16 protein-coding genes are annotated in these 19,845 nt (G+C 41.5%); 5 read left to right on the top strand and 11 right to left on the bottom strand.

What is annotated here, in order from left to right:
* Positions 1-242: 242 nt before the first annotated feature.
* The 7 genes from ABZB17_RS08780 to ABZB17_RS08750 all read right to left on the bottom strand — a co-directional run bounded on the left by ABZB17_RS08780 (position 243) and on the right by ABZB17_RS08750 (position 11,188).
* Positions 243-2,111: a right-handed parallel beta-helix repeat-containing protein gene (locus ABZB17_RS08780; protein ID WP_372649485.1), complete on the bottom strand. Its 1,869-nt coding sequence runs from the start codon at positions 2,109-2,111 to the stop codon at positions 243-245.
* A gap of 27 nt (positions 2,112-2,138) precedes the next feature.
* A complete protein-coding gene (locus tag ABZB17_RS08775; RefSeq protein WP_372649483.1) occupies positions 2,139-2,555 on the bottom strand; it encodes a VOC family protein in 417 nt (138 codons plus the stop codon).
* Positions 2,556-2,608: 53 nt separating this feature from the next.
* Positions 2,609-4,363 carry an arylsulfatase gene (locus ABZB17_RS08770; protein ID WP_372649481.1) on the bottom strand — a complete coding sequence of 585 codons (1,755 nt, stop codon included), beginning with the start codon at positions 4,361-4,363 and terminating at the stop codon, positions 2,609-2,611.
* Between the two features lie 88 nt (positions 4,364-4,451).
* Entirely contained in the window at positions 4,452-5,144 is a 693-nt protein-coding gene (locus ABZB17_RS08765; RefSeq protein ID WP_372649479.1) for an HAD family hydrolase, read from the bottom strand.
* 60 nt (positions 5,145-5,204) lie between these two features.
* On the bottom strand, positions 5,205-7,697 hold the full coding sequence (locus tag ABZB17_RS08760) for an endonuclease MutS2 (protein WP_372649477.1): 2,493 nt from the start codon (positions 7,695-7,697) through the stop codon (positions 5,205-5,207).
* Between the two features lie 623 nt (positions 7,698-8,320).
* Positions 8,321-9,355, bottom strand: coding sequence for an exo-alpha-sialidase (locus ABZB17_RS08755; RefSeq protein WP_372649475.1), 1,035 nt, complete (start codon positions 9,353-9,355; stop codon positions 8,321-8,323).
* Between the two features lie 102 nt (positions 9,356-9,457).
* On the bottom strand, positions 9,458-11,188 hold the full coding sequence (locus ABZB17_RS08750) for an alanine/glycine:cation symporter family protein (protein WP_372649473.1): 1,731 nt from the start codon (positions 11,186-11,188) through the stop codon (positions 9,458-9,460).
* A gap of 336 nt (positions 11,189-11,524) precedes the next feature.
* On the opposite strand from ABZB17_RS08750, the gene ABZB17_RS08745 reads away from it, so the two are divergent.
* Together ABZB17_RS08745 and ABZB17_RS08740 are read left to right on the top strand one after the other, a co-directional pair.
* Positions 11,525-11,776, top strand: coding sequence for a hypothetical protein (locus ABZB17_RS08745; RefSeq protein ID WP_319503701.1), 252 nt, complete (start codon positions 11,525-11,527; stop codon positions 11,774-11,776).
* A 45-nt stretch (positions 11,777-11,821) separates the two neighbouring features.
* Positions 11,822-12,043 carry a PspC domain-containing protein gene (locus ABZB17_RS08740; RefSeq protein ID WP_319503700.1) on the top strand — a complete coding sequence of 74 codons (222 nt, stop codon included), beginning with the start codon at positions 11,822-11,824 and terminating at the stop codon, positions 12,041-12,043.
* Here ABZB17_RS08740 and ABZB17_RS08735 read toward each other — a convergent pair.
* From ABZB17_RS08735 to ABZB17_RS08720, 4 genes are all read right to left on the bottom strand, one after another.
* A complete protein-coding gene (locus ABZB17_RS08735; protein WP_372649471.1) occupies positions 12,033-12,740 on the bottom strand; it encodes a M15 family metallopeptidase in 708 nt (235 codons plus the stop codon). The two genes, ABZB17_RS08740 and ABZB17_RS08735, sit on opposite strands and share 11 nt — an antisense overlap.
* Positions 12,741-14,876: a Tex family protein gene (locus ABZB17_RS08730; RefSeq protein WP_372649470.1), complete on the bottom strand. Its 2,136-nt coding sequence runs from the start codon at positions 14,874-14,876 to the stop codon at positions 12,741-12,743.
* 118 nt (positions 14,877-14,994) lie between these two features.
* Complete coding sequence (locus tag ABZB17_RS08725) at positions 14,995-15,585, bottom strand: hypothetical protein (protein ID WP_372649467.1); 591 nt, start codon at positions 15,583-15,585, stop codon at positions 14,995-14,997.
* Positions 15,586-15,844: 259 nt separating this feature from the next.
* On the bottom strand, positions 15,845-16,534 hold the full coding sequence (locus tag ABZB17_RS08720) for a hypothetical protein (protein ID WP_372649465.1): 690 nt from the start codon (positions 16,532-16,534) through the stop codon (positions 15,845-15,847).
* A gap of 234 nt (positions 16,535-16,768) precedes the next feature.
* Here ABZB17_RS08720 and ffh point away from each other — a divergent pair, with 234 nt between their 5' ends.
* From ffh to ABZB17_RS08705, 3 genes are all read left to right on the top strand, one after another.
* The gene (ffh, locus tag ABZB17_RS08715; RefSeq protein WP_372649463.1) at positions 16,769-18,109 is read left to right on the top strand and encodes a signal recognition particle protein; all 1,341 of its coding nucleotides are present in this window, start codon (positions 16,769-16,771) and stop codon (positions 18,107-18,109) included.
* Between the two features lie 151 nt (positions 18,110-18,260).
* Positions 18,261-19,136, top strand: a complete 876-nt coding sequence (gene folD / locus ABZB17_RS08710) for a bifunctional methylenetetrahydrofolate dehydrogenase/methenyltetrahydrofolate cyclohydrolase FolD (protein ID WP_372649461.1) — start codon at positions 18,261-18,263, stop codon at positions 19,134-19,136.
* A 212-nt stretch (positions 19,137-19,348) separates the two neighbouring features.
* Positions 19,349-19,741 (top strand): DUF3276 family protein, encoded by a 393-nt coding sequence (locus ABZB17_RS08705; protein ID WP_372649459.1) that lies wholly within the window; start codon positions 19,349-19,351, stop codon positions 19,739-19,741.
* The last annotated feature ends 104 nt before the right edge of the window (positions 19,742-19,845 follow it).

The raw sequence follows: 19,845 nt of genomic DNA, 5'->3' as shown, positions 1-19,845 counted from the left end.
GGCTGGCCACCATAAAAAAAGCCGTTCATCAACATGAACGGTTTTGTATTTACAAACCACTTCAAAAAGTGTACTGAAAAAGTAGAACCATCCTTAAATGGATCACCACAGTATTTTAATATGCTAAGATTATTGCGTCCGTTGGTAAAAGTAAAACATTAAGAGAGAAAGTTACAACAGCAACACCCGATTCCGCTTATTTTACGTCGGTAATCAGTTTTTATGAAGTTGTTACTCAGTAATCAGTACTTTTCAAATATGAAGATAGATTCCATATCCGTTTTTAATTCATTTTCAGGGGTCCTTTTCAAATAAATATTTCGCCCCAGCACATCATCCGAAAGCTTGTTGCCGATAATGTCTATTTGTTTACAATACTCAAGACTAAAAGTATAAAGCCGGTTATGAAACGGCGAAAAATCGTAATTTCTGGTTATGGTATTTCCCTTAAAAGACAGTCCCTCAGCAGAAAGTGCATAAAGTAAAGGATAATCAAAAGGATCGATCTGATTATGCTGAATGCTTATATTTTGGTGATAACCTGGAGTATTATCATTTAAAGCAGGAATGACTGGATTGATGGAAATAACTGCTTCATTGTACCGGTAAGTACTTGAATTACATAAGGAGGTAAATATATTCCCCGATATGGATACATCAATTACGCCGCCTGTTTTAAGCGAAGTATTTGCATCGCCTGCAATTAGTATGGCGCTTCCGCTGGATTCGAACGTATTGTTTTCAATTAATACTTTTCCGGGTGTAGCCAGTACAATTCCACTGGCCCTGCTACTTTTAAAATTGCTGTTCCTTATTGTCAGGTCCGGTGTCCAGCTCAGGTTTTCAATTACGTCTCCTGCGTTCAGGTTGTTGGGAACCGCTTGCTCAAATTGTAGCGAAAAATGTTCTTTATCAATAGCAGTGACCGTTTTAATCGTGTATGTTTCAGATGAAGAATCCGAATTACGTCCAATAAAACTAACCACATCTCCAGGACGAGCCCAGTTTTGAATCTCACTTTGTTTATCCAAGTAGCTGCATTTCACCTCGTTTCCCGAGATAACTTCATCAACATGAACGCTGATGCCATAAACATGAACAGGCTCATTAACAAGTCCCTCAAAGGTGCAATAGTTAACCCAAACCTTGCCCTGACAATTTACTACCCGTAATCCATTAAAGCCTCCTCCAAAGTAACGTATTTTAGAACGGTTAGGAACTGCCTGGTACCGGTCGAACTCCAGGTTTTTACTGTATTGAGCCAAAATACCCGAACCGGCAGCATGATGCAATCTTGTATTTTCAATAGCAATGTTTTCCGATTCGGAAATAAAAATACCTGCGTGTGTTGGCGTGGCATGTTGCATTATCAGGAAATTCCCAATTTGGGGTTTGCGTTTAAAGTTAAAATGAAGTCGTACAATCCCGGGCATTGTAGCCTCGGCAGTATAAGCCTCCCAGTCTTCGCCCAAACAAGGGTTGTCGCCGGTATGAGGAACAATGAATCTGCCGTTTCGGTCGAACTCCAAGGTTTTTTTCCATTCGTTGGTCCGGCCATTTCCCACATCAAAATAAATCTTCCCTTCCTCTAAATGGTAGGGTGTTTCTCTGGGATTCAGGGCAATGTCAATATAAAGGTCGGTCGCCCGTAAAACTTCAGCCTGGGCAATAAAAGGTTGTTCCCAGTCAATCGAAACATTTTTAAGGGTAATGTTTTCACAATTGTCGAAGGTAAAGGGCTGCATTTCCTGGTGAAAGATCAGGTGGCTGCCGCGCCCGTCGATTACCAGGTTTTTAATATTCTCAAAATGAAATGCACAAACTTTCGGACCTGCATTTAAGGTGTTTGCCTGGAAATAAACTTTGGTTTTGCAATCATCGGGATAAAAATGGTAAGTGCCGGTGGAAAATACCAGCACTTTTGGTTGATCGGTTTTCAGATCTTCCAGTGCTTTATAAAAGTGTTTAATGGCATTGTTTTTCCGGGTTTTGTATAAGCCGTAATCTTTTAGAAAAATGTATGTGGTGTCGTTTGGAATTTCGGAAGCCGAAGCCTGCAAAGTAACGGTAAACAGCCACGAAAACAGTATTATTAGAAATCCGGGTTTCATAGTAATTGCTATTTTTTTTGCAAGATACTATTTTGTGGTTTTTCCTTCGTACATCGATTGGAAAACTTCATCAACGGGTTCCCAAAGTTCTATTTTGTTGTTTTCAGGATCCATGATGTGGACAAACTTCCCATACTCATACGTTTCAATTTCATCACAAATGGTTACTCCTGCCTCTCTTAATTCCGCAACCAGTTTTTCAATATTTTCAACCCGGTAGTTGATCATAAATTCTTTCTCTGATGGTTCAAAATAGTCAGTGTCCTCTTTAAACGGACTCCAAACCGAATACGCCTTTTCATCCGGCGTGTCCGACTTTCTGAATTCAAATACCGATCCGTATTCGTTTGTTACCAATCCCAGATTTTTGTTGTACCACTCCTTCATCTGTTCGGGATTTTTTGTTTTGAAGAAGATTCCGCCGATGCCTGTTACTTTTTTCATCTTTTAGCTTTTTTCATTTAAAAGTAGAACCATATAAAATAGTTCATCACAAATTAGATTTTCCGAAGAAGAAGCAACCTAAAATCCATTACATGATTGTCGGGAATCAGTGTGGCTTGTAAGGTCAGTAATCCCTTTCCTTCTTCTAAGTATATGGTGCCAACTTTTTTTCGGTGAAATTCTTTTACATACCCTTCCATTCGTGGATAAATATCCCTGTCGTCGAGTAATGGAGAATCACAGGCTTCGTTTATTTCGAATTCGAGCTGAGAATCGTTAAAGCTAAGTTTAACGTTTGAACCGATTTCTTCTTCAGGGCAGGTATAGAACAACTCAATTTCATAATTGCCGCTGGTGAGTACTTCCGCATCGAAGGTAATTTTATCGGTAGTAGCCATCCAGTTCGTTAAATAAGTGCTGTTGGGGTATTTGTTTGATCGTTTTATATTGCCGTGGCCAATTGCATCGCGAGCAGGGAGTTGAGTTTGAAAGACACTTGGATGACCTATCGTAAATGGTCGTTTGGCATCTCTGCCCAATTCGCTTGCTACTTCTTTTTCCCAGTTTGTTTTTGCCAAAAGCAGTTGTTGGTATTCATTAGGGTACTTTTCCGAAACGTCGATATACTGTCCCGGATCATTTTCCATATCAAAAAGCTTATTTTCATGATCGAGCCTGAATTTCTGATTTCTTAAGCTCAATCTGCCTCCCCAGTAATTATAAATGATCCGATCCTGCCATTCTGCGTCATCATCGACTAGCAGGGATTTTAAACTGAGGCCATCAAGAGGATTTGTTGTGCGTACTTCTATCCCGGCCAATTCGGCCAGTGTTGGGAGTAAATCTATTCCGCTGGTAATTTCGCTGATTTCTTTACCGGCACTTAACTTGCCGTCCCATTTTATAATAAGCGGAGAACGTATTCCACCTTCATCAGTTGAGCCTTTTTTTCCTTTCATGTTATCATTCCAGCGAAATCCATTTGGGCCGTTATCCGAAAGGTAAAGAATTATGGTATTCTCTGTCAGTCCCAATTCTTCAACTTTTTGAGCTATACGACCTACATTCCAATCGATGTTCTCGCACATGGCCAAAGCAGCTTTTGTAAACAGCGTGTTCTCCTTCTCCTTGTCGCGATAAAACATAGCAAGGTTTTTGTTTTTATACTTTTCCCAGAATCGATCGGGTACCTGCATTGGCGAATGAGGTGTGTTAAATGGCAAATACAACAGAAATGGTTTGTCTTTGTTTTCTTCAATAAATTTCAGGCCTTTCTGGGTAAGGTCGTCTATGATAAACCCATCGCCTGTTACAATTTCGCCATTGTGTTCTAACATTGGGCTGAAATAGTTTCCCCAATGACCGGAGCAGAAGCCATAAAAGTCATCAAAACCCCTGGAGTTGGGGTGGTAGGGAGCCTGCATGCCATTGTGCCATTTTCCATAAGCAGCGGTAGTATATCCGGCATTTTTAAATACTTCGGCCATGGTAGTCTCATCAAGATCCATTCTTTCTCCACCGGCTCCGGTTGACCAAACACCACTGCGCACATGATACCGTCCGGTTAACAATTCGGCCCGGGTAGGCGAGCAAACGGCACAAACGTAAAAACGGTCGAAAGTAACACCGGTTTCAGCCAGTTTATCAATGTTCGGAGTATTTATGTTTGTATTTCCGTTACAGCTTAAGTCTCCCCAACCTTGGTCGTCGGCCAAAATAATAATGATATTGGGTTTTGTTTCGTAAGGTTTGTGGGAACATGATGAAAATAAAAGGGTAAGAAGTATAAATACTGACAGGTTTCTCATTGTTGTTGGTTTAGTTGAAGGCTAAAAATAATTAAACTTTGGAACTAAACCTTTACAATATGAGTGAATTATAATGCTTCGGGATACTTTATAAAATCGTTTTTATTTCAGCTATGTTTGATCGTTTTATCCAGTTCGGATGATCTTCTACTTCTTCCGCTTTTTCGTGAATCCAGGTAATATGAAAAGGAATATGAATGCCAAAACCACCGAGTTGCAGTACCGGTTCAATATCTGATTTGTATGAATTTCCGATCATCAGAAAATCCTCAGGATTAATTTCCAGGTGATTGATGAGTTTCTGGTAATCGGCAGCTTTTTTGTTGCTCATCACTTCCACATGATGAAAATATTTTTCGAGTTTCGACTTTTTAAGTTTTCGTTCCTGATCAAGCAGATCGCCTTTGGTAGCCACAATTAATTTATAGTCTTTTTGCTGCAGATATTCCAGTGTTTCAATAACGCCGTCGAGCAATTCTACCGGCTGATTGATCTGTTTTTTACCCAGTTCAATAATTTGCTCAATAATTTCCTGTGGTACTTTATTGCCGGTAATTTTCAACGCCGTCTCAACCATCGAAAGCACAAATCCTTTGGTGCCGTAACCGTATTCTTCCAGGTTTTGTATCTCGGTGGTATAAAGCACTTCCATGATTTCGTCAGAGGTGCTGAAATCCGAAAGTAGCGCACAAAACATTTCCTCGGTTTCGCTAAAGAATGTTTCGTTTACCCAAAGGGTGTCGTCGGCATCGAAGGCTATTACTTTGAAGTTGGTTTTCATATTTAAGTTTCTCGCTGATTTCGCAGAAGACGCTGATTTGGTTTTATCAAAAATCCCGGTTTATAGCGCTAAGTTCACCACTGTAATCCCGGAACCGCCAAAATCTACATGTTCATCTTTGTAGCTGCGTACCATGGGTTCCGAGCGCAGGTATTCGCGAATAATTTGTCTCAGAATTCCATTCCCTTTGCCATGGAGGATTCGAAGTTGACCCGATTCAAACATTATTGCTTCATCAATAAACGCTGTGATTTTCGAGATGGCTTCATCAGCTCGTTGCCCACGGATATCGATTTCGGGTTTAAAACTCAGGCGGCGTTCCGAGAAACCTTCGCTAAGAACAGATGCCCGTCCACCGCGGTTTTTATCCAGCTTTTTAGCTTCGTTATTGCTGATTCGTTCCAGGTTTTTACTTGGTATTGTTGTCATTAGCTGGCCAAAGGCAACCACTGCATTTTTTGCATTAATTTCAATGAGGTCGCCAACGGTATCCTGTCCTTTTAAACGCACTTTATCGCCGGGACGCATTTCTATGCTTTGCTCCAGCTTTTCTTTGCTTACCGGCTTTTTCGACTCATCGGGGCGGTGTTTATTTCGGTTGTCTTCGCGCATACGCAGTTTCTCCATCTTTTTAGAGATTTGCGAATCGTTGCCCGTTGTTTTACGGTCGATATCCTTTTTCAGATCACCCAATTTTGCCCGTGCTTCTTTTGTTTTTTCCTTATCTGCCTGGGCTTGTTTAATTTCCTGAATGGTGTTTTCAATCCGCTTATTCACCCCTTTCAGTAAAGCATCCGCTTCTTCTTTGGCTTTTTTCAGAATCTCTTTTCGCTGCTTCTGAATTTCCTGCAATTCAGCCTCGTAAGTTTCTGCCGTGTCGTCAATAATCTTTTCCACCTTACGAATCTTCATTCGCTTGGTTTCCCAGTAGCGTTTGTCGCGGTTAATTTTGCGCAGGTTACGGTCGAAATCGATGTGGTCTTTCCCCACTTTTTCTGTAGCATGCTCCAAAATATCTTCAGGCAATCCTATTTTTCGTGCAATCTCAAAAGCGAAAGAACTACCCGGTTTGCCAATATCCAGTTTGAACAACGGATTCATATTTTGTGAATCGTAAAGCATGGCACCGTTTATAATTCCTTCGGCCGACGACGCAAAGTGTTTCAGGTTGGTGTAGTGTGTGGTAATCACACCAAAAGTACCCAGTTCTGTCAACTTCTCCAGAATCGACTCGGCAATGGCTCCACCCAGCATAGGTTCGGTTCCGGTACCAAATTCATCAATAAGGATCAGCGTTTTTTCGTTACAATTGCGCACAAAATGTTTCATGTTCATCAGGTGCGAACTGTAGGTACTCAGGTCGTTTTCCATCGATTGCTCGTCGCCGATATCAATAAAAAGTTGCTCGAAAACACCTGTTTTACTGGCTTCGTTTACCGGAATAAGCAACCCACATTGCAACATGTATTGCAGCAGCCCGGTTGTTTTCAGGCATACCGATTTACCTCCGGCGTTTGGTCCCGAAATGAGTAAAATATGTTTTTCGTCGGTGAGTTTTATATCAAGCGGAACAATCTTCCGGTTCTCCTTTTTTAATGTTTTTAATAGCAATGGATGAATGGCGTGATACCATTCAATTATTGGTTCCTGTTTAAATTCAGGGCGAATGGCATCAAATTCAACCGCCAACAATGCTTTGGCCCGGATATAATCCATTTCGCCAAGGAAATCATACGAGTAAGCCAACTCTTCCAGGTAAGGACGAATATCGTTGGCAAAATTGGTGAGTATTTTAATGATCTCGCGACGTTCGGCGTATTCCAACTCGCGGATCTCATTGTTCATTTCAACAATCTCATTCGGCTCAACATAAGATGTTTTTCCGGTGGCCGACTCATCGTAAACAATACCTTTTAGTTTGCGTTTATTGGCCGCAGCAACAGGAATAACAGCACGTCCATCGCGGATTGAAACCGACGCGTCCTCTTCCACCCAGCCATCTTTTTGTGCTTGTTTTAAAATGGCATGCAAACGTTTCGACATGTTCGACTGCATATTTAAAATACTGCGGCGTGTTTGTGCCAGCTCTGGCGATGCGTTGTCGCGGATCTTGCCAAATTTATTGATGATTACATCAATGCGGTCGTATATGTATGGAAACACCTGCACCCGTGATGTTTTCTGTTTTAGAATAGGGAAGGCTTCTTCTTCCTGTTTCGAAAAGAAATTAACAATGGCGCGTACCGATTCCAGCGAACGTTTCAAATCAAACAGTTCTTCGGGCTCCAGGAAACGACCTTCCAGTCGGATTTTTTGTAAAGCCTCGCGCAGGTCGTAAAAATGTGTGGCCGGGAAACTGTCGAACTCGCGGATAATGCGGCAAAACTCATTTACCTCATTCAATTGTAACAAAATGGTGTCGTACGAAGTTTGAAAATGCATCTCTTGTACCCATTCGTCTCCCATGGTGCTGATGCACTTGTTGGTGAGCATCTCACGAATGCGGTCGAAACCAATTTTTGCCTCGAAATTATTTGGATAAATGTTTTGCATAGCCTTTCCTTAATCAGCTGCAAAAATACAGTTCATTGTTTAAAGTACAAAGTAACGGATTCATTGTTTAGCGTTTCCAGCGGCTCCGGTGACGGGAATAAGCATTAGAAGATTCTATATTTTTCTGATTTTTGACGGGTACGCCAACTTCTTTGCTCATGAATTGGAGTAATCAGTTTTAATTTCACGGTTCAGAAGTTGATTAACTGACATCTGAGGCACCTACCCCCACTTCGGAGGTACCCCCACCCACCTTTGAAGTACCCACCTTCACTAAAGAACTAAACGTAAGGAGAAAAAAACTTCAAATAGGGAGCTCAGAGCTACAAATGCGGAGAAAATAGCTTGAAGTAGGTACTTAATAACTACAAAGTTTGAGTTCAGAACCCGGAATATGAAGTTTCAAGCCAGAAGTTTTGAGTAATGAGGTGGGGGGAGGCACCTCAGAGCTTTGAAATTAGAGTTCGGAGCCTCAAATTATAAGAAGATAGGTTCATCATTTGAGTTCTGGACCCCAAACTTGAAGTAATTAGCTCGAATTTCAGGAGAAAAAGCAAGAAAGTCTATCTTTTATGAGAATAGAATATAGCTAAAAATAAAAGTAATAAGGTTTTAAGCTTCAATTATGAAGTGCTTAATACCATATGTTTAATCTGTCGGCGATTGTAGGTGTAGGTAATATGAATCAAACCGTCGCTTGTTTGAATAATACACGGATAACTGAATTCACCTTCCGGTTCATTTTCCAGATGCATTATTGTTTTCCACAATTTCCCATCGGTGGAATAATAAAGATCGAGTTTGTTTCGTCCGGCCTCCCAGGAATTGCCAATTGGCAAAGGATTGTTTACCAGTAATTTTGCCCCCGATTTTAAAGTGATCGCATCAATTCCCGAATTGGGATGGGGTATTGTTGTTGGCTGAACTTCCGACCATGTTTTTCCTTGGTCGTACGACCAGCTCTCCATAACAACATTTTGGTTGCTTCTTAAAAGTGCCTGAATTCGTTGATCGGAATAAACAAGCAAAGTGGGTTGTATAACTTTTACTGAGTCGGGTGAAGGAATGGCTATTATTGTCCAGGTTTGGCCACCGTCTGTTGATCGCTCAATATGAGCTTTCCAAAGCTCGTGGGTTTCTTCGGTGCTTGATGGGCTAAGAATCACACCCGACGACAGTTGAATCGGTTTATTCCGGATCGGACCAAGAATTCCTTCCGGTAATTTTTCATGTGCCGACCACGATTTCCCTTCGTCAGACGAATGCATTACCATTCCCCTCCAATCGTTTGGGCTGGGACCAACTTTGTAGAAAAGATCAATTTGATTGTTTGCACTTCTGAACAAAACCGGATTCCACGTTGGGAACAACGTTGTATCAGCTTCGCCGTCAGCTACTTTTTGTGGTTTTTGCCATTGTTCGTTAGCAAAAGCAGCAGTGTATATGCTAACCTCGGGATGTCGTTCGTATGGCCCTCCAAAAAACGATACCAAAAGCCCGTTCTCAGTTTCAATAATTGTTGAGGCGTGACATTGCTCATATTGCGTTGTATCGGAAATGTAGCTTTCGGAAACAAGCTTGAAGTTTATGCTTTTCTTTTGGTGGCAACTCGTAACTAGTAGAAGAAGAAAACTTAGTGACAGGATTGATCTATTCATAAATCAAATGTCGTAATTTTCTTTTTATTGAAAAAGGATGTCATCTATATGAAAGATGACATCCTTTTCTGTTAATAAAACCAAGGTTGTTTTTTTTCTAAACTATCCTTTTGGTGCTTTCTCTCCCGGGAAACGTTTGCCATATTCCACCCAGAATAATTTTACCTCACTCTTCATTTCTTTTGAAAGCGAAAGGATACCGATAAGGTTCGGAATGGTCATCAAGGCAATGGTAATTCCTGATAATGTCCAGATAATTGTGGTATCGGTAAACGACGCCAAAAAGAATCCGATTACATAAACCACACGGTACCAAACTTCGGCTTTCACGCCAAATAAATAGGTAACTGCACGACCACCGTAATACGACCAACTGATGGCAGTTGAGAAAGCAAACATCAACAGGCCAATTGAAACAATGTATTTTCCGTAGTCGCCAAACCAGCTTCGTGTGAAAGCAATGGTGGTAAGTGGCGCACTGTGCATCAATGATTTTCCTTCCAGAGCCAGACCCTTTGGATTCGGGCTGTCGGGACTTCTGTCGATCTTTCCGCCGGTAACTTTTATCTCACCCGAATAAGGCTGATTATCCACAAAAACGCGAATGTCTTCGGCTACCGACCGGGCGTGCAAAATTGTTGGCTGGTCGATAATTTCTCCGTTCTGTACCTGGAGACTATTGTTGAACATGGGCAAATCAGCTTTTCCAACCAGGTAGTTATGTAACTGATGTACATCGCTTTCTATGGCTTCCGAATAGTTTCCGTCGAGCACAACAATATCAGTTTCCTGAAAAAGGTTCTGGTGTTTCTCCGTCCAAACTCCCGACGATAATAGTACCAGTCCGGTTAAAGAACAAATGATAATGGTATCGATAAATGGTTCCAGTAATGCAACCAAACCCTCAGAAACGGGTTCGTGAGCCCGTGCTGCAGCGTGGGCGATTGGCGCCGATCCCTGACCTGCCTCGTTCGAGAACAATCCACGGTTTACGCCCCGGTTAAAAGCAAAAGCAATGCTTCCACCCAAAAAGCCGCCAACAGCTGCCGAACCGTTAAAAACGTCTCCGAAAATGGCAACAATAGACGGTATAATATTATCGTAATTGTAAGTGATTACAGCCATCGCACCGATAAAATAAACGATGGCCATCAGCGGTACCAGTTTCGAGGTAACATTGGCAATACGTTTAATGCCGCCAACAATTACAAGCCCAAGCAATACGGCCAAAACACCGCCAGTTACCATGTGGTTGATGCCAAAAGTCTCGAACAGCGAGTTGGAGATACTGTTAATTTGCGGAAGGTTTCCGGTACCAAACGATGAAAGGATGGTTGCAACAGCAAAAAGTCCTCCGAGCAAAGTACCGGTTTTTAAAATTTTATTGTTTTTTAAGGGAATGTTCAGGCGTTTTTTCATGAAATACATGGGACCCCCGGCAATTGTTCCGTCGGCAGCTTTATCGCGGTATTTGTGCGAAAGGGTAACTTCCACAAACTTGGTGGTCATACCCAGTGCTGCCGTCATCAGCATCCAGAAAAGTGCTGCCGGCCCGCCCAGGTGAATGGCCAGTGCCACCCCCGCAATGTTTCCTGTTCCCACTGTTCCCGACAAGGCTGTTGTTAAGGCCTGAAAGTGCGAAGTGTCGCCTACGTCGCCTTCTTTGTCGAATTTTCCTCTTACTATTCGCAGCGAATGTTTTAGGTAACGGAACTGTGGAAATTTCAGGTAAATGGTAAAAAAGATACCCGTTCCGAGTAATAAAAATACAAACCATTGCGAGCCTCCAATATGGCCGTCGATGGTCGAAAGAATCTCATTGAGTTTGTTCATTATTTGCAGTTTTTTTATACGTTGAATTGTTATTTCAAAAGGTAACTTTTGAAACCCGCATCGCCCAACCTCGTGCTTCGGATAGAAGGCATTATTGTATGCTCGTTTCAAAAATTGAGCTAAAAATAGCAATCCTGTTCAATTTGCTAAAAAATGAGGGTTTTTATTTTTAAAATGTTATTAAATCCTGAGAAAGGTCATCTTTTGTGGCGGTGTATCGGACGAGATGGGGCAGATCATGATTTGAAGCCTGCTTTTCAAATTCTTTTTAAAGAATATCGAAACCGATTGGATTTTGTCGTAATTTCGCGTAAACAACATAAAAAACAATTAATCATGTTACCAAAGTTTTTATTAGCCGACAATTCGCAGGAGACTCCTGATACTATTTTTGTGGTTCACACCGAAACACCGCGTTTTATTGTAGAAGCAGATATCGATGATTTCTGGAACAACCAGGAAATTCATTGGATGGATGGCGAGCCGGGAGACGAAAAGTTGATTTCGGAGTTGGTTGAAGCAGCGGAAGAGTTTTTGGAAAAGGAGTTTGAAAACGAAGAACTGCTGGCAGAAGACGACGAGGAGTAGATTAAAATGTGCTGATTAATTCAGCAAGAGATAAATTGAATTGCAATGGCAGCAGATCGTTTATATCGTTCGCGAAACAGAGTGCTGGGTGGTGTTTTGGCGGGTTTTGCCGAATACTTCTCGATAGATGTAGTTTTGGTTCGACTGATTTATGTGCTGCTATCGCTTTTCTCTGCCGGATTTCCAGGCTTGCTGGTTTATATTATTTTCTGGATTGTAACGCCTGAAAAACCTGTTAATCCGTATAATTCGGAAACTACTTCGTAAGCTCTTCAAAGGAAAGATCCATTAACGGAAAATCTTCCCAGCCGACAAAATCAAAATGCCACCATTCAGAAGAAATCACTGAAAATCCAAAATGAGACATAACGCCAATTAATATGGTGCGGTTATGCAGGGCTGCTTCCGGCAGATCGGTATAATCAGAATGCGCTTTTTGCGAGAAATCATCAAATGCTGTGGGCATTTCAAGTTCTTGCTTTGTCGTTAAATTCACCAACGAAACATCAACAGCACAACCCCGGTTATGGCGGGAGCCGGTTTTCGGGCTGGCAACAAAATCGGGATCAGGGTACACCTCATAAAACTTAAGCGTTGCCGCATACGGACGATAAGCATCGAAAACTTTTAAGCCAAGATTTAGTGATACCAGCGAATCCTGCACCAATTTTAAAGCCGCTGCCACAGGTTTGCGGGCAAAGGCTTTTGGCGATTGGTAAATTACTTCGTTTGTAAAATTATTGCCGGTAGCGTAACGAATGTCGAGCACCACATTTTTTAGCTCCTTTTCCAGATCAATCAATTCCATGGCTGGATTTTCCGCAACCTGAGTTTTGTATTCTTTTACCGTATTTACAAGTGACAGATTATATGGATTACGGTGTTTGCTAGTGCTTTTTGAAGCGCACGAAAACAGAAAGGCACTCAACAAAAGGAGAGCAAGTATTTTGGTCGTTCTTTTCATTTATTCCTGTTCAACTCCTTTTAATGATAACTGAATGCGTTTGCGTGGGATGTCCAATTCTTTCACCCGCACTTTTACGTGTTGATGCAATTTTACAATTTCGTTGGGATCGGAAATAAAACGATCGGCCATTTCCGAAATATGTATCAGCCCCGACTCTTTAATACCCACGTCAACAAAAGCCCCAAACTTGGTAATGTTGTTCACAATTCCGGGTAGAACCATGCCAACCTGCAAATCGGTGATGTTGAAAATACCTTCGGCAAATTCAAAAACTTTGATTGGTTTTCGTGGATCGCGGCCCGGTTTTAGTAACTCGTTTTTTATGTCGGTTAGGGTAGGGAGGCCTACTTCTGCAGTCACATAATTTTTAAAGTCAATTTTCGAGATCAGCTCTTCATTTCTGATCAGGTCTTTTACCTCGCATTTAAGGTCTTTGGCAATTTTTGACACGATTTTATACGATTCCGGATGCACTCCTGAGTTATCCAGCGGATTTTTTGCATCAGGAATGCGTAAGAATCCGGCAGCCTGTTCAAAAGCTTTTGGCCCCATTCGCGGTACTTTTTTCAGGGCATCGCGCGATTCGAACATTCCGTTTTCTTTTCGGTAAGTGGTAATATTTTCGGCCAACTGAGGGCCAAGCCCCGAGATGTAAGTTAGTAAGTGTTTGCTTGCGGTATTTAGATTTACGCCAACCGAATTTACACTGAGTTCAACCACTGAATCTAGACTGCTTTTTAAATTTTTCTGATCAACATCGTGCTGGTACTGCCCAACGCCAATACTTTTCGGGTCGATTTTTACCAGCTCGGCCAGCGGGTCCATCAACCGGCGTCCAATTGAAATGGCACCACGCACGGTAACATCGTATTGAGGAAATTCCTGGCGGGCCACCGATGAGGCCGAATATACCGAAGCACCGTCTTCGCTCACCACGTAAACACGCACATCGCGGTTATAACGCAACTTTTTTATAAAAGCTTCTGTTTCGCGGCTGGCCGTTCCGTTTCCAATGGCAATGGCATCAATCTGGTATATTTCTACCATCGAAGAAATTTTTTTGGCCGCCATCTTTTTTTCTTCCTGAGGTTTGTGCGGGTATATATTTTCGTTGTGTAGCAGATTTCCCTGTTCATCCAAACAAACTACTTTACAGCCAGTGCGGTAACCCGGGTCGATAGCCAGCGTTCGTTTTTGCCCCAGTGGTGGCGCCAATAGCAACTGTTTCAGGTTTTCGGTAAAAACGTTTATCGCTTCGGTATCGGCTTTTTCTTTCGATAATTTGGCAAATTCCGTTTCAATCGACGGCTGGATGAGGCGTTTCAAACTGTCTTTTACGGCAAGTGCTACCTGCTCCGCGCTGTCGTTGTTTCCTTTTACAAAAAAACGTTCCAGGTTTTCCAGTACCCGCTCTTCGTCCGGCGAAATGGAAACACGCAGAAATCCTTCGTTTTCGCCGCGGCGCATGGCCAGCAAACGGTGCGAAGGACATTTTTTCAACGGTTCACTCCAGTCAAAATAGTCGCGGTATTTGGCAGCTTCTTCCTCTTTTCCTTTTATAAGTTTTGATGTGATGTAAGCTCCCAGATCAAAACCTTTACGCACGATATTACGTGCGCGTTCGTTTTCGCTTACCCACTCGGCAATTATATCGCGGGCACCCGAAAGTGCGTCTTCTACTAAAGGTACTTCGTCGTTTAAAAACTGGTTGGCCCTGAATTCAGGATCGCGTTCCAGCTGTTTCATTATGATTTTGGCCAGTGGCTCCAATCCTTTATCGCGGGCGATGGTGGCTTTTGTGCGACGCTTTGGTTTGTAGGGCAGATAAATATCCTCCAGTTCAACCGAATCAAAACAATCTTCAATTCGCGATTTAAGATCCGGGGTCAGCTGATTTTGTTCATCAATGGTCTTAAGTATGGTTTCCTTGCGTTTGGCGAGTTCTGCATATTTATCGTTTTGCTCCTTAATTTGAAGCACCTGCACTTCGTCGAGACTGCCGGTACGTTCTTTTCGGTAGCGTGAAATAAACGGAACAGTAGCTCCTTCATTCAGCAAATTGATGGTGTTTAAAACCTGAGTAGTGTTTAACCCCAGGTTGCGTGAGATAAGGTCTATGGTTTTGTTTTGCATATTTCGTTTTCTTGAATCGCAAAGGTAGACAAGGAACTTTGTATTTCAAAAGAAGATGACAAAACAAAAAAACCACCCGGGAAAACCGGGTGGTTTAGCAGTTAACTAAAAAATTACGCTATTTCCGTAAAGTAAAAATATGGTCTTTAAAATCGTCGGTAACTACAACGCGGTATTCGCCGCTCGTTAAATTCGATATGTCGTAGCTTTTATGTATCGTTAATTTTTTACCCAGGTTATACCCGTTTACGTGTTCGCCGTTTTTATAAATATTCAGGAAAACACCTTTTTGTGCCGTATTTAAAAATGAAACATTCAGCTTGTCATCATCAAGTTTCATATACGGTTCGTACAAATGTTGTACGTTTTCGGTGGTAAATTTATTGTCGGTAACCGTTATTTTGTTGTTTAAACTCTGGTTGCCGTAATTAATACAAATGCAATAGGTGCCTTCGCCTAAAGCCGAAAAATCAAGATTTTCGTTGTAACTGGCTTGCTTTTTTGTGGTTTTGTGAAAGAAGACGATCGAGTTGTTTTCATTGGTAACGGTAATCTCGAAAGTTTTAGGAACGTTGGAGTTGAATGCCAGCAGGGCAGTTTCATTTCCATTTTGCGAAATCTCCATTTTCGGAAGATCTGTGGCACTTGCATATTCCACTGCTACAGCGAATAGTACAAGCATTGTTAAAAATAAGAACCTTGTTTTCATGTTGCGTTTTTTGGATTATTGATTGCAAAACAAATAAAGACACGTAAGTCTTTTAATGCAATTTACGACTATTGAATCTTAAATACAATGGCTGAAGGAATATTATTTAGGTGAAAACCAAATTGTTAGGTTGTTGTGGGCTTCGATTTAGCCATGTTGCCAAAACAAATGTTTAAAAAGTAGGAGAGGTGCTGAAATAAAAAAAACGCTCTGCAAAGGTTATACAGAGCGGTTTCATGTTAAATTATTGGTTACTAATCTAAAAACTCAGGCCAATGGTAAAATTAGTGCACGGAAGTTTCGATTTTTTTTCGGCCCCCAGTGTTTCAGAAAATCCCGCATCAACGAATTGTTGCAGATAAACGCCTGGATAATCATCGCTTTCCAGTTCTGAGCTAATGGTGTTAAACTCAACGCCAAGCATCAATATTCCATAACGAATGTTTAAACCGGTTGAAAATCCAAAATCGACTGTACCCAGAAAGAAGTCCTCGGCATCGTCAATCATATCTGAATAATAGATTACCGCTGCTGTTGCCCATGCACAATCCAGTTTTGTATAAACATCAAATTCCAGTTTATCCACCGGACTGTAGGTAAAAGATGGACCAATTTTCGAACCGGCACGAAAAACACCCAGGCTCCCGCCATTAACATCATCCTCATTTGAAAAATTATGGAAAACGGTATAGAGGTAGTCCGCATTTATTCCAATCGCCATATCGTTGCGGTTTATAAGGCGTTTAATCAAAAATATCGATCCCAATTCAAAACTGGCTCCTGCCTTTGATGTAATACCCAGGTCGTTCCAGTCTTGTTCTTCCATCCCGAATTGTTTCCACGAAGGACTTGAATAGCCGAAACGAAAATAGAATTGATTGTCAAGGTATTGCCCAAAACTTATGATGGACGCAAGAATAAGAAATACAGTGAAAGTTGCTTTTTTCATGTTGAGTGTAAATTTTAATATATGGTTAAACTTAAAAGCGTATTTGTTCTGAAATAATAGTTTGCGTTTACAAGTTATGATAATCTGAGTTAATATGAAAATAGAAATTTGCCCCGCAGTTTTGTGCCCGTTTTTTAGAAATAAAAAATGCTTTTTCTTTTTGCTTCTATTTCCTTTCATCTTTTGTGTTGTTTTTGCTATTTTTGCACCTCATTTTCAAAAAGAAGTAAAAGCATGTTTGATAATTTAAGCGACAGGCTGGAGAAGTCCTTCAAACTACTGAAAGGGCAGGGGAAAATTACCGAGATCAATGTGGCGGAAACGCTAAAAGATATTCGTCGTGCCTTATTGGATGCCGACGTTAACTTTAAAATTGCCAAAAAATTTACCGACGACGTAAAAGTCAAAGCTTTGGGGCAGGATGTTTTGTCTGCCGTAAAACCGGGGCAGATGATGGTGAAGATCGTAAAAGATGAGCTGGCAGAATTGATGGGAGGTACTTTTGCCGATATCGAGCTGAAAAATAAACCGGCAGTAATTCTTATGTCGGGACTACAAGGTTCGGGTAAAACAACTTTCTCCGGAAAGCTGGCAAATATGCTGAAAAGCAAAAAAGGCCGTCATCCGCTGTTGGTGGCATGCGACGTTTATCGTCCGGCTGCAATCGATCAGTTGAAAGTTTTGGGCGAGCAGATAAAGGTTCCGGTTTATACCGAAGAAGGAAACATGGATCCGGTGAAAATTGCCAAAGCAGCAATTCAACATGCAAAAGCAAATGGCAACGACGTGGTGATTGTGGATACCGCCGGTCGTTTGGCAGTCGACGAGCAGATGATGAACGAGATTTCTGCGGTGAAGAAAGCAATCAATCCGGATGAAATTCTGTTTGTGGTTGACTCAATGACCGGTCAGGATGCCGTAAACACCGCAAAAGAATTTAACGACCGCCTCGATTTCGACGGTGTTGTTCTTACCAAACTCGATGGTGATACCCGCGGTGGTGCGGCGTTATCCATTCGCGCAGTAGTTGAAAAGCCAATCAAGTTTGTGGGTACCGGCGAAAAGGTTGATGCACTCGACGTTTTCCACCCCGATCGTATGGCCGACCGTATTTTGGGAATGGGTGATATTGTTTCGCTGGTTGAAAAAGCCCAGGAACAATTTGATGAAGAAGAAGCAAAACGCCTGCAGAAAAAGCTGCAAAAAAACACATTTGATTTTAACGATTTCCTGAAACAGATTAACCAGATTAAAAAGATGGGTAACCTGAAAGATGTGATGGGAATGATCCCGGGCATGGGAAAAGCGTTAAAAGGTATGGATATCGACGATGATGCATTCAAACACATCGAGGCTATTATTTTTTCGATGACACCGGCTGAGCGGGAAAATCCATCGTTGATTAACGGAGGCCGCAGAAAGCGTATTGCCAATGGTTCAGGAACCGATATTCAGGAAGTAAACCGTTTGCTGAAACAGTTTAGCGAAACACGTAAAATGATGCGTATGGTGTCGCAGGGGAAAAACGTTCAGCGCATGATGAGTGGAATGCAGGGACAAGGGCGGAAATTTTAGTCACTGGTCACTGGTCATTGGTCACTGGTCATTGGTCATTGGTCATTGGTCATTAGAAAGTGGCAAGTAACCACTGACGATTGAAAAACGTAATTGAAGTTTTGTAATAATAACTTGGCGTTATTAGCGCCTTTGCGAGAAATTAAACAATATGAATTTGATCGACGGAAATAAAGTTGCTGCTGAAATCAAGCAGGAAATAGCAGAAGAGGTTAAAAAAATAATCGACAACGGAGGAAAACAACCTCATTTGGCAGCTATTCTGGTTGGTCATGATGGTGGTAGCGAAACCTATGTTGCTTATAAAATTAAAGACTGTGAAGCGGTAGGTTTTAAGTCTTCGCTGATTCGTTATGAAGACGATGTAACCGAAGAAGAATTGCTTGCCAAAGTTGAGGAATTGAACAACGACGACGATTTGGATGGTTTTATTGTTCAGTTGCCACTGCCAAAACATATTTCGGAGCAAAAAGTAATCGAAGCCATCGATCCGAGAAAAGATGTTGATGGATTTCATCCGATAAACGTTGGCCGCATGGTAATTGGTTTACCTTCGTTTGTTTCGGCAACTCCATACGGAATTGTTGAATTACTGAAACGTTACAACATTGAAACCAGCGGTAAAAACTGTGTGGTTTTGGGCCGTAGTAATATTGTTGGTCGCCCGATGAGTGTGTTGATGTCGCAAAAGGCGATTAATGCCACTGTAACTGTTGCACACAGCCGTACAGCTAACCTGAAAGAGGTTTGTGCCAATGCCGATATTTTAATCGTAGCAATGGGAGTTCCTGAGTTTGTAACCGCCGACATGGTTAAAGAAGGAGCCGTTGTTATCGATGTGGGTACTACCCGTGTAAAATCAGATAAAACAAAATCGGGATGGAAACTGAAAGGCGATGTTTTGTATGATGAGGTAGCTCCAAAATGTTCCTACATCACTCCGGTACCGGGTGGAGTAGGACCGATGACACGTACCTCGCTGCTGTTAAATACCTTGCTGTCGGCAAAAAAAGAGATCTATAAATAAAACGATATACTTCTATTGAAAGGGGACATTGATGTGTCCCCTTTTTTTATGCTGTTTACCAAAAGGTTAGATTTGGAAATTTGTTTGTAGAACCAATATAAATAGCATTTTTTGCCATCGAATAAAACTGCTACGTGACAGTTTCTGAATATTTGTCAAATATTTTTCTATTTTTGAAACCTGACTAAGTCCAAAAACCAAAAAATTGAAGAATGGAAAGTGGTGATACTAACGAGGGAGCTAAGTTTAAAGACAGCAAATTCAAGCAAGAGATTCATTCGAAAGTTATTCGTGCAGGAAAAAGAACTTATTTTTTCGATGTAAAAAGCACTCGAAACGATGAGTACTACTTAACCATTACCGAAAGCAAAAAACGCTTTGGTGAAAACGGTAAATATTCGTACGAGAAACACAAAATCTTTTTATACAGGGAAGACTTCACCAAGTTCATAGAAAGTCTGCAGGAAGTGGTTGAATATATTCACGGCAAACAACCTGAAGATGTGCGAGATGAAGCAGAGCCCCAAGTTGATACAGAGGAAGTTGCTGAAGAGGAAGAAGTTCCGGTTAAAGACTACACCAACGTAGAGTTCGAGGATATTTAAGCCATAAGTTTTTACCCCAACTCGCTTAATTCCAGCCAACGTAATTCTTTTTCGTCGAGCTGCGATTTCATGTCGTCTAATTGCAACGATTTTTCGTATAATTC

It is taken from the genome of Draconibacterium sp. (genome assembly GCF_041583095.1).
Lineage (GTDB): Bacteria > Bacteroidota > Bacteroidia > Bacteroidales > Prolixibacteraceae > Draconibacterium.
Note: the sequence above shows the minus strand (reverse complement) of the source record. Positions and strands in the feature narration are given on the sequence as shown.

Coding starts and splice junctions, on each gene's coding strand:
- ABZB17_RS08780 (WP_372649485.1), bottom strand. CDS start 2,111: ATGAAACCCGGATTTCTAATAATACTGTTTTCGTGGCTGTTTACCGTT.
- ABZB17_RS08775 (WP_372649483.1), bottom strand. CDS start 2,555: ATGAAAAAAGTAACAGGCATCGGCGGAATCTTCTTCAAAACAAAAAAT.
- ABZB17_RS08770 (WP_372649481.1), bottom strand. CDS start 4,363: ATGAGAAACCTGTCAGTATTTATACTTCTTACCCTTTTATTTTCATCA.
- ABZB17_RS08765 (WP_372649479.1), bottom strand. CDS start 5,144: ATGAAAACCAACTTCAAAGTAATAGCCTTCGATGCCGACGACACCCTT.
- ABZB17_RS08760 (WP_372649477.1), bottom strand. CDS start 7,697: ATGCAAAACATTTATCCAAATAATTTCGAGGCAAAAATTGGTTTCGAC.
- ABZB17_RS08755 (WP_372649475.1), bottom strand. CDS start 9,355: ATGAATAGATCAATCCTGTCACTAAGTTTTCTTCTTCTACTAGTTACG.
- ABZB17_RS08750 (WP_372649473.1), bottom strand. CDS start 11,188: ATGAACAAACTCAATGAGATTCTTTCGACCATCGACGGCCATATTGGA.
- ABZB17_RS08745 (WP_319503701.1), top strand. CDS start 11,525: ATGTTACCAAAGTTTTTATTAGCCGACAATTCGCAGGAGACTCCTGAT.
- ABZB17_RS08740 (WP_319503700.1), top strand. CDS start 11,822: ATGGCAGCAGATCGTTTATATCGTTCGCGAAACAGAGTGCTGGGTGGT.
- ABZB17_RS08735 (WP_372649471.1), bottom strand. CDS start 12,740: ATGAAAAGAACGACCAAAATACTTGCTCTCCTTTTGTTGAGTGCCTTT.
- ABZB17_RS08730 (WP_372649470.1), bottom strand. CDS start 14,876: ATGCAAAACAAAACCATAGACCTTATCTCACGCAACCTGGGGTTAAAC.
- ABZB17_RS08725 (WP_372649467.1), bottom strand. CDS start 15,585: ATGAAAACAAGGTTCTTATTTTTAACAATGCTTGTACTATTCGCTGTA.
- ABZB17_RS08720 (WP_372649465.1), bottom strand. CDS start 16,534: ATGAAAAAAGCAACTTTCACTGTATTTCTTATTCTTGCGTCCATCATA.
- ffh (WP_372649463.1), top strand. CDS start 16,769: ATGTTTGATAATTTAAGCGACAGGCTGGAGAAGTCCTTCAAACTACTG.
- folD (WP_372649461.1), top strand. CDS start 18,261: ATGAATTTGATCGACGGAAATAAAGTTGCTGCTGAAATCAAGCAGGAA.
- ABZB17_RS08705 (WP_372649459.1), top strand. CDS start 19,349: ATGGAAAGTGGTGATACTAACGAGGGAGCTAAGTTTAAAGACAGCAAA.